We start from the raw sequence: 10,276 nt of genomic DNA on the forward strand, positions 1-10,276 counted from the left end.
TATTATTCTTAGTGGCTGATTATTTGCCTGTAGTAGCTGTAGTCAAGTTGGTAGTCACTTTAGTTAATGCACCAGTGATAGCATTTTTAAGCGCATCAGTTTGAAATGCAGCTAATACTAAAGCCGACATTACAACGGCAATAATTGCATATTCAACCGCAGTTACACCACGAACATCATCTTCGAACTTCATTTTAAGTTCGGCTAGTTTTGCTAAAGTTTTGTAATACATAATAATCCTATAAAAAGTATATTGACCATTGGTCTAATTGAAATTGCGAGTAAAATCTACCCGACAAACAAACATACATCCAATTAATAGTTATTATGACCGCATAACATAAACTTATTTTTATCGATATAAGCTATTTTTATAATGGTATAAGAATCCGAAATAAGATTTTCGTTGATATAGCTAACACTAACCGGTATTCTATATTTATGAATATAGATTTATTAACTTACACCACTTTAATATTTGTAAATTTTTTAATATCAATACACGTATGTTTTTTCGATGGTAAACATAGAAAGATACCAAATGACCTCAATAAAATAGCTTTAATATTTAGTATTCTCGTCGCGTTACATAACGGCTACTTGATGTCATCGTTACCCATAGCGGTTCTCTGCTTCGTGGTATTTTTTATACTTTGGTACCTAAGAGTGATCGGCGCTGGAGATGTGAAGTTACTTTGTGCCTTAATCATTGGCATACAGCCGGACCTAGTTGTAATAACATTGATTTATATAGGTTTTCTTGGAGGCTTTTTGGTTTTCACGATGTACATAGTTGGAAAAATAAGAGGAATACCTAGCTTTGCAAAAGGCATTCCTTACGGAATACCTATTGCTTTGAGCTGTTTCTTTTTTAGCACTATATCCATTCTGGCAAACTGATTACATAATATTGTGCTCTAACACAGGACGAGAGATATCACTAATTTGAAACAATTGTTGAATCTTATCTTTGATACCTAACGCCTCTAACTCTTGTGAAATCTCATCACTACACCAAACGTACATATTTACTTTTTGTCGTAATGGTATTGTCTTGCATTTATTGTGACGTATAGACCATTCAGGAAAAATAAGAATAGTACCATTTGTTTCCAATTCACTTTTTAGTAACTGGCACGAACTCGTTTTTATCCAACTCGTCACATGAGATGATTCAATATTGTAGTCATTAAGTAGCTCTTGAACATAAGACTTAGAGAGCGTATTGCAGAAAACAACACGCTGAGGATAGCATTCATATGGATCAAGTGCATTTGAGTGTGCGATAACATAATTAACAGTTTTTAATTGGTAAGACTTACCATTCTCTTCTGAAATCCTATCCATAGAAAAAATAAGATCATAGGGAGATGGATCTAATAGAGAAGATTTTGAAAAGCTGTTAATTGATAGATCTATATTATTTAGCAATCGAAATTCATTAATTACACGTTCAACCATCTCAAAACAAAACGATTCAGAAATTGCTATATTAAATTGATCTCGAAGTTCAACTTTTTCTAAATCTTCAAACAGCCTTTCGTACATCGACATTGTTTGGTCAGCATAATCAAGTAATACTTTCCCATGTTTAGTCAGTAAAAATCCTTCTTTTCTATCAAAAATACTTGCCCCGATCGTACTTTCAATTTTTTTAATATGCTGAGAAACCGCAGGCTGTGTCATAAATAGAGACTCAGCCGCTGCAGTGAAACTTTTGTGCTTAGCAACGTGTGAAAATGTTCTTAAATATTTGACGTCGATAGACCTGTTGACGTTTTTCATGGTGCAAACTACCCCGATGTTGCGTTCTTTTATTAATTATTCTTATTAAAAATCAGCGTAAAAGTAACAATAGTGTCATTCAGATACAAAAAAACATTATTTATATAGTCATAAATAATGTTTATATGCATCTAAATAAATAAATACATTTTTCGCACCAACAACTGATTCACAAATCCTTATGTGCTTTTACAAACAACATGTTTTGTGTGCAATTCAAGTACTAGAGCCCTTACACAACACCCCTTCCAGGCAAATTATATACAACACAATTATAACCAAAACCTATGCATTCAGCACCTTAGAAATCCGTAAAAGCTTTGAAATTTATGTAAATAATCATCACTTATCGGGCTAAAGCTTAAAAATCATCCAAATGAACCATTGTCTGTTTTTGTGATCAAGGTAGCACGCAAATGAAACTAAACACCTATTAATGTAACTCTAGAATCAAAAATGCGACAGATCATTCTATTTGCCCAGTCAAATAATTTATGACCGGGCACATAAAAAGAGCTAATGAATATAGCTCTTCTATTCCACTTTATTTTGGCGCAGCTGCCGTAACCTGAAGAGCAAACACAGTATAAATAACACGGGTAATGAAGTACTTCCGCCAGAAGAATCACTTTGATTTAACGTCACCAAAGGTTCATTTGTAATATTCGGTAAAACTTCGATATCAAACGAACCAATCCACTCATTACCATCCTCCAATAAAACCTTATATTTAATACAGTCATATAAAGCTTGCTTGCGTTGAGCTGGCGCACGATAAACGATCTTACCTCCTTCAATATTTGCAATACCATTACGCGGAGGTTCTAAAATATTTAATTTTTGAAGTGTGCCTTTTATATTTGGGACTAAATCAACTTCGTCACCATACTCTACCTGTAATGATTCAGTACCCAGTAGCGAGGCTTGCTTTCTTTGTACAGTAAGTATGACAGACTGTTTTGCATCAGACCCTGATGAGTCGGTCACCGTAACTTTAAATCTGTATTGCTCACCACGTCCAGCATCATCGGGAACCATGACACTAAGAGTTTTTGAGTTCTCGCCGTTTAATGTCAATTGAGGCCCCTTAACTTGTGACCAAGCAATTTGATGTTCTGTAGAATCAACATCCGTAATACTTGTTACTGTAAATGCCAATGTTTTGCCAGGTTCAGAGTTAACGTCGCGCTGGTCTAGAGTTATCTGTGGAGAGTCATTTACAGATTTAATGTCTATTTCCACACGCGCAAAATCAGTCACATACCCAGCTTCATCGTTCAAGCGATAAGTAAAATAGTCTCTTCCAAAGCGATTGAGGAAAGGAAAATAGGTTCCATCTTCAATCATGCCTTTGGTAGGTTTTTGTCCTACCTCGATAGAATATTGGTTACGCCTCGAAAGGTTAATATCATTCCCCAACAAATTGAGCATAAAAGGGATGTCTTCATCGGTCGATATAATGTCGTCTATTGCAATAGGTTTGGCTTGTAAGGGCTGTTCAAAAAGTACTGCGAAAGGAAAATTTTGGCCAAAGCCTCGATTAAGACCATTGGTTTTGTAATCAGATATTGCCCCAGAAAACTGTCTTTTTCTCTGACCATCTCCTAGATAAGCATCTAAAAACTGTGTGGAGTATTCCGGAGTACCATTTTCAATTTCTAGTACAAGTAACTTAGAACCTAATCCAAGCTTGACTGGTTCATCAAAGATCACTTGGCCACCGCCTTGTTGAGCTACACCTCTGTTTAGTAAACGAGCAGAGTTTTCGTCAATAACAGCATTACCGAATCTTGATTGGTATGGATATTCGACTAAACGATAGAACATGGGCATTGCGACGCTCGTTGCTTTAGCGTAAAAGTGAATCCCGGCAATATCTTGCTTGCCTTTGACGACATCAATGGAAAATCCTAAAACATTAGAATTTACGTTGTAATGTGGGTAAGTTCTTCCGAAAGAGGTAACCCAAGACGATTTATTGTCTGAGTTGGGTACCAGTAAAGAGAAACTCGCTTTGTTAGCGTCGCTGATAATATTGGAGATAGAAATATCCGTCTTTCTTCCCGCAGTAATCGCTGTTAAAGAGGGTTCAGAGTCATCAGAGAGAGTGGTAACCGATTCTCTACCAGGAAATACGTCGCCATCATCACCAGACGAGAATCCGCTCTCAAGTAATCCCTCTCCATCGGCTTGGAATACCTGAACTTGCATTGGGCCCGTACTGTTGAATTGATTATCTATATTCACCGCTGTTATTAACAAGCCTTCTCCACGAAGTGCTTGGTCATAATTGTTTTTACGCCTATTTTCGACGTAAGCGCGAGGGCCAAACTGCTTTAGGTAGGGGTCAAGATGAATGACGCTTTCGCCTTTGATTGTGTCTATTTCGACACTGCCGTTATTAAAAAGTACTTTCGGCTTTAGAAACCCTGATGCCTCTTTGCTCCATGTCAACATGTTAACGGGAGTTTCGCCAGCATACTTATCACTTGGTTTACTTCCCCAGCTACCACCGCCCATGAGCCCCCAATGCCCAATGGAGCCATCATGTTTATAGGAATATAAATCCGGTAGCCCTAACATTAGATGTCCAAGCTCGTGAGCAATGACGCCCATTGTTGATTGATGGTCATCTTGATAGTCAGCGAATAGACAATAGGCACTGATTCGCTTCCCATCTATTTCGACAGTTTGATGAGAATACTTATGCGGCCAAATGGTTGGTGTTTTACGTGTACCGCTAGATTTATCGTTACCAGCAAACACAAACATAACTGATAGCTCTTGCGGGTCAATACTACCGTCATTGTTGTAGTCATATTTAGAAAGATTGAAATCAACATCTAATGCTTCATACGCTTTAGCGAAGGCGTTATTAAGTTTACTTTGGCAATTACTTTCAGACTTGGAATGACAATTAGGGTGCTCAATATCTAACGTAACATTGATAACTCCATCATTTTGCGTGCCTTCGTTTTCTTTGGCTGGAACAACTTTATAATTCCCGTAACTATTTTTTAGAAAATAATCTTGAACACTTTGTTGATTTTCACCAAATATTGTAGCCTGAAAATTATTCACTATCTTTTCGTTTGAAAAACTGACTTGCACAACCAACAAAGGCTGCTCAGTGATTCGTTTTTTTGAAGCACTACTTAATAATGAACGTTGCTTTTGTATGGATGGAAATTTTTTATTGTTTGCAGCAGGTGAATCGTATGGTTCATTGATGTGTATTTGCTCTATTTTGAGATATTTAATGTTTGATTCACTTGGAATATCAACATCACTCGAAGCCAGAACACCAGTAGAGACAACACTTCCGGTCCCACCATCATTTTTTTCATATTTAGCAAAATACCACTGATTATCATGATGTTGGATATACAGATGTCCATCACTATCTTGGTACCAAAACATATGTTGAGACCCCATCAGGCGCAGTTCCTTTGTACTGCCGTCAATAAAGGTCATCGTGTGCCAGATTGGCGCTGGTAAAGTAGTAGCTTGTACAGAACAAACAACAAGTAACGTTGTAAGACATGTACAAATTAATTTTGTCCTCATTAGGATAATCCCGTTAGTCGAATTTTCTCAGAAAAAGAATAATTCATTCGTTAAATGAAACGAGACTCTATCAACGGGTATTTATATTCACCAATTAACTTTCTAACTAAACCTATAAATAATATTTATGTGCTAAAGCATATAAATATTATTTATGAGAATATAAATTTATTCTCATAAATAATATCCTATTTAGTCCGTGTGCTTATTTAAATAGGATATTTACAAAAACTTAACTATTTAGATGCTTGCTTCATCTGCTCATCAAGGTTAAGTACCGTTAATGCATTGCTTACACTAGTCGCGATTACATCCACCACACCCGTTCTTAGTGCGCCTAATAGAGCGAGAGGTTTACTGTTCTCAGCGGCGATGGCAATAACATCAGCAATTGGACGAAACTCTTCCAAGGCCAAACCAATGACTCGGTCACTCATGACAGTATTTGCTGCTTTACCATGTACATCGAAAAAGTCATAACCCGCAAAATCACCTACGACACCTTGAAGTAACCTTGATTGCACAACCTCTCCTGCTGTAAACCAACCTAGGTCGACCATATAACTATTTTCACTCATGTCACCAATACCCACTAGAGCGACATCGGCTTTACGAGCGAGATCGAGCGTTTGCTTTACAGTGCTGTTTTCCATAAATGCAGTTTTTTGCGCTTTATTCTCTGCATAAGCAGGCGCGTACAAGGTTTCTGAAGAACCACCGTACTTTTTCGCTAACTGTCTGCATATATGGTCGGCGTTAAACATGCCGCCTCTTGGGTGAATGCCACCGATACCACACACAAACTTGCAATCACGCGGAGTGATCACGCCAGTATGGTGCGCCACTGATGATACATTGCGGCCTTGACCTACTGTTACCACCATGCCATTTTTCAATGTACTAGTCAGATAGTTAGAAACTAAACCTGCTACTTGAAGCCGTTGTTTTTCTTCATTTGGTTGGTCGAGTGCAACAAGTGCACGCTTAACACCAAAACGCTCGATTAGCCTTTGTTCGATTTTAGCACTGAATACAGGATGGTATTTCACTGTAATCTCAACAATGCCTTCATCTCGGGCTTGCTTGAGCATTCGACCAACCTTTGCACGAGAAATTGAGAACTTTTTCGAGATCTCTTCTTGAGTTGCACCATCTTGATAATAGGCAACCGCTACTTCAGTCAGGAGATCAGTGTTTTCTTCGGAAACATCTTGGATATTCTTACTCATATACCACTCAACCAATATTTAACAATTATTTTACCTGCTGTACTTCCTAATATAGGAGAGCTCAGTAAGTGATACACAAGCTTACACCCTGAACATATGTAATACCAAGGAACATTTGCGCACTGCAATGACCTTTATTTTATTGTAGGTTAATTGACCCCACTTTGTTCGTTAAACGTTTGCTTGCATACCCCATGATTACTAGAGCGAAATATATTTGACTGAAGTCACCATACCGCACTATTTACCGTTGACTTTAGTGCTAGATAGGATAAATATGGCTACATCATTTACTCATCGAGCGATCATATGTTCCGTGCAAATGTTCGTTCGGAGAAAAATTTAAATTAATGTAAGTTTGGCTCACTGGTACAACCATTGAGAACTTCATTAGTTAGCTTGCAAATGCCCACACCTCCCGTTAAAGAGGTGTTATGCGATACATAGGATGATCAAAATGAGCAATAAATTAGAGCAACTTCGTAAACTAACAACTGTTGTAGCTGACACTGGCGATATCGAAGCTATCAGCAAGTACACTCCTGAAGACGCAACAACTAACCCATCTCTAATTCTTAAAGCAGCTCAAATTGCTGAGTACGCGCCTCTAATCGATGCTTCTATCGAATACGCTAAAGCGCAAAGCGCTGATAAAGCACAACAAGTTCAAGACACTTGTGACATGCTTAACGTGAACATCGGTAAAGAAATCCTTAACGTTGTACCTGGCCGCATCTCTACTGAAGTAGATGCTCGTCTTTCTTACGACATGGAAGGCAGCGTTACTAAAGCTCGTCAACTTATCAAAATGTATAACGATGCGGGCATCACAAACGATCGTATCCTTATCAAACTGGCTTCTACTTGGGAAGGCATCCGTGCTGCTGAAATCCTAGAGAAAGAAGGCATCAACTGTAACCTAACACTTCTATTCTCATTCGCTCAAGCTCGCGCTTGTGCTGAAGCTGGCGTGTTCCTAATCTCTCCTTTCGTTGGTCGCATCATGGACTGGTACAAAGCGAAAGAAGGCCGTGATTTTGAAGCTTCAGAAGATCCAGGCGTAATCTCTGTTTCAGAGATCTACAACTACTACAAAGAGCACGGCTACAAGACTGTTGTGATGGGTGCAAGCTTCCGTAATATCGGCGAGATCCTTGAACTTGCTGGTTGTGACCGTCTAACTATCGCTCCTCAACTTCTAGCAGACCTAGAAGCAGCTGAAGGCGAAGTAGTAGAAAAGCTAATCGACTCTAACGGTACTAAAGAGCGTCCGGCTGCAATGACTCACGCTGAGTTCCTATGGGATCACAACCAAGACCCAATGGCTGTAGAGAAGCTAGCTGAAGGCATCCGTAACTTCGCCGTTGACCAAGGCAAACTAGAAGACATGATCGCAGCTAAGCTGTAATCACTACCAAATAAATAAGAGGAACGAATTTCGTTCCTCTTTTACATCTATCTACGAATTTTTAATTTCGAATCAATTTTGGAAGCAATTATGAACCGCAAACATCTAGCTAACGCGATTCGTGCTCTAAGCATGGACGGCGTACAACAAGCAAACTCTGGTCACCCTGGCGCACCTATGGGCATGGCTGACATCGCTGAAGTACTTTGGCGCTCTCACCTAAACCACAACCCGTCAAACCCAGAGTGGGCTGACCGCGACCGTTTTATCCTGTCTAACGGCCACGGCTCTATGCTGATTTACTCTCTGCTTCACCTAGCAGGTTACGAGCTTTCAATTGAAGACCTTAAGAACTTCCGTCAACTGCACTCTAAGACTCCAGGTCACCCAGAGTACGGATACGCACCAGGCATCGAAACAACGACTGGTCCTCTAGGTCAAGGCATCACTAACGCTGTTGGTATGGCGATGGCTGAGAAAGCACTAGCGGCACAGTTCAATAAAGAAGGCCACGACATCGTAGACCACTACACTTATGCATTCATGGGTGATGGCTGTCTGATGGAAGGTATCTCTCACGAATCATGTTCTCTAGCGGGTACGCTAGGTCTTGGTAAGCTAGTTGCTTTCTGGGATGACAACGGTATCTCTATCGATGGCGAAGTTGAAGGTTGGTTCTCTGACGATACACCTAAGCGTTTCGAAGCTTACGGCTGGCACGTAATCCCAGCAGTTGATGGTCACGATGCTGACGCTATCAACGCGGCTATTGAAGCGGCTAAAGCGGATCCTCGCCCGACTCTAATCTGTACTAAAACAGTGATTGGCTTTGGTTCTCCTAACAAAGCAGGTACGCACGACTGTCACGGTGCACCATTAGGCGCTGATGAAATCGCAGCAACTCGTAAGCAACTAGGTTGGGAGCACGGTCCTTTTGAAATTCCGTCGGAAGTTTACTCAGAGTGGGATGCGAAAGAAGCAGGCGCAGCTAAAGAAGCAGCGTGGAATGAGAAACTTGCAGCTTATGAAGCAGCATACCCTGAGCTGGCAGCTGAATTCAAACGCCGCGTAAACGGTGATCTACCCGCTGAGTGGGAAGAGAAAGCATCGGCAATCATTGCTGATCTTCAAGCTAACCCAGCAAACATCGCATCACGTAAGGCGTCTCAAAATGCTCTAGAAGCGTTCGGTGCTATGTTGCCTGAATTTATGGGCGGCTCTGCTGACTTGGCACCTTCTAACCTGACTATGTGGTCTGGTTCTAAGTCGTTAACAGCTGAAGACTTCTCTGGTAACTACATCCACTACGGTGTACGTGAATTCGGTATGACGGCTATCATGAACGGTATCGCTCTGCACGGTGGTTTCGTACCATACGGCGCAACGTTCCTAATGTTCATGGAATACGCTCGTAACGCAATGCGTATGGCTGCTCTGATGAAAACTCAGAACATCCAAGTTTACACACATGACTCTATCGGTCTTGGCGAAGATGGTCCAACTCACCAACCGGTTGAGCAGGTCGCTTCTCTACGTTTGACTCCAAACATGAGCACATGGCGTCCATGTGACCAAGTTGAGTCTGCAGTTGCTTGGAAACTGGCAATTGAACGTAAAGATGGCCCTTCAGCGCTTATCTTCTCTCGCCAAAACCTAGCACAACAACCTCGTGATGCTGAGCAAGTAGCAAACATCGCGAAGGGTGGTTACATCCTGAAAGATTGTGAAGGCAAGCCAGAGCTTATCCTTATCGCGACAGGTTCTGAAGTTGAGTTAGCGGTTAGCGCTGCTGCTGAACTGACAGCTGAAGGCAAAAAAGTACGTGTAGTATCTATGCCTGCAACTGACGCTTTCGATAAGCAAGACGCTGAATACCGTGAGTCTGTGCTTCCAGCTGACGTAACAGCACGTATTGCTGTAGAAGCTGGCATCGCTGACTTCTGGTACAAGTACGTTGGTTTCGGTGGCAAGATCATCGGCATGACAACGTTCGGCGAATCTGCACCAGCAGGCGAGCTATTCAAGATGTTCGGTTTCACTACAGAAAACGTAGTAAACACAGCAAAAGAGCTTCTAGCTTAGTCTTGATTAAATTGTCTCGCCCTTAAATGGGTTGATGCATACTGAAAGCCCCGCCTGAAAATGCGGGGCTTTTTTGTATCTGTCTGTCCCGTCCTGAAATGTGTTTACACATTGAGGACGAATTATGACTACTTCAAATAATACCTACGTTAAGCGCACTCAGCGTGATTACACACTAGGCTTTAAATTACAGGTCGTCGCCGCT

General features: G+C 40.7%; 7 protein-coding genes. 3 read left to right on the forward strand and 4 right to left on the reverse strand.

Going from position 1 to position 10,276, the window contains the following annotated elements:
* Window positions 1–19: 19 nt before the first annotated feature.
* Window positions 20–232, reverse strand: a complete 213-nt coding sequence (locus AACW75_RS17535; RefSeq protein ID WP_065104638.1) for a Flp family type IVb pilin — start codon at window positions 230–232, stop codon at window positions 20–22.
* 209 nt (window positions 233–441) lie between these two features.
* Here AACW75_RS17535 and AACW75_RS17540 point away from each other — a divergent pair, with 209 nt between their 5' ends.
* Window positions 442–900, forward strand: a complete 459-nt coding sequence (locus AACW75_RS17540; protein WP_145572302.1) for an A24 family peptidase — start codon at window positions 442–444, stop codon at window positions 898–900.
* Here the strand turns inward: AACW75_RS17540 and AACW75_RS17545 are convergent, their stop codons facing one another.
* From AACW75_RS17545 to AACW75_RS17555, 3 genes are all read right to left on the reverse strand, one after another.
* A complete protein-coding gene (locus AACW75_RS17545) occupies window positions 901–1,785 on the reverse strand; it encodes a LysR family transcriptional regulator (RefSeq protein ID WP_135455293.1) in 885 nt (294 codons plus the stop codon). It abuts the gene before it with no gap.
* A 534-nt stretch (window positions 1,786–2,319) separates the two neighbouring features.
* Entirely contained in the window at window positions 2,320–5,352 is a 3,033-nt protein-coding gene (locus AACW75_RS17550; protein ID WP_145572301.1) for a M6 family metalloprotease domain-containing protein, read from the reverse strand.
* 236 nt (window positions 5,353–5,588) lie between these two features.
* Complete coding sequence (locus AACW75_RS17555; protein ID WP_135455299.1) at window positions 5,589–6,581, reverse strand: sugar-binding transcriptional regulator; 993 nt, start codon at window positions 6,579–6,581, stop codon at window positions 5,589–5,591.
* 457 nt (window positions 6,582–7,038) lie between these two features.
* Between AACW75_RS17555 and tal the strand changes: the two genes are divergently transcribed.
* Both tal and tkt read left to right on the forward strand, forming a co-directional pair.
* Complete coding sequence (gene tal / locus AACW75_RS17560) at window positions 7,039–7,989, forward strand: transaldolase (RefSeq protein ID WP_017075437.1); 951 nt, start codon at window positions 7,039–7,041, stop codon at window positions 7,987–7,989.
* Between the two features lie 90 nt (window positions 7,990–8,079).
* On the forward strand, window positions 8,080–10,071 hold the full coding sequence (gene tkt, locus AACW75_RS17565; RefSeq protein ID WP_102447551.1) for a transketolase: 1,992 nt from the start codon (window positions 8,080–8,082) through the stop codon (window positions 10,069–10,071).
* The last annotated feature ends 205 nt before the right edge of the window (window positions 10,072–10,276 follow it).

The organism is Vibrio sp. L3-7 (assembly GCF_963898195.1).
Lineage (GTDB): Bacteria > Pseudomonadota > Gammaproteobacteria > Enterobacterales > Vibrionaceae > Vibrio > Vibrio echinoideorum.

What these genes read in the sequence shown, in the direction of transcription:
- AACW75_RS17535 (WP_065104638.1), bottom strand. Translation starts at nt 232, where the DNA reads ATGTATTACAAAACTTTAGCAAAACTAGCCGAACTTAAAATGAAGTTC.
- AACW75_RS17540 (WP_145572302.1), top strand. Translation starts at nt 442, where the DNA reads ATGAATATAGATTTATTAACTTACACCACTTTAATATTTGTAAATTTT.
- AACW75_RS17545 (WP_135455293.1), bottom strand. Translation starts at nt 1,785, where the DNA reads ATGAAAAACGTCAACAGGTCTATCGACGTCAAATATTTAAGAACATTT.
- AACW75_RS17550 (WP_145572301.1), bottom strand. Translation starts at nt 5,352, where the DNA reads ATGAGGACAAAATTAATTTGTACATGTCTTACAACGTTACTTGTTGTT.
- AACW75_RS17555 (WP_135455299.1), bottom strand. Translation starts at nt 6,581, where the DNA reads ATGAGTAAGAATATCCAAGATGTTTCCGAAGAAAACACTGATCTCCTG.
- tal (WP_017075437.1), top strand. Translation starts at nt 7,039, where the DNA reads ATGAGCAATAAATTAGAGCAACTTCGTAAACTAACAACTGTTGTAGCT.
- tkt (WP_102447551.1), top strand. Translation starts at nt 8,080, where the DNA reads ATGAACCGCAAACATCTAGCTAACGCGATTCGTGCTCTAAGCATGGAC.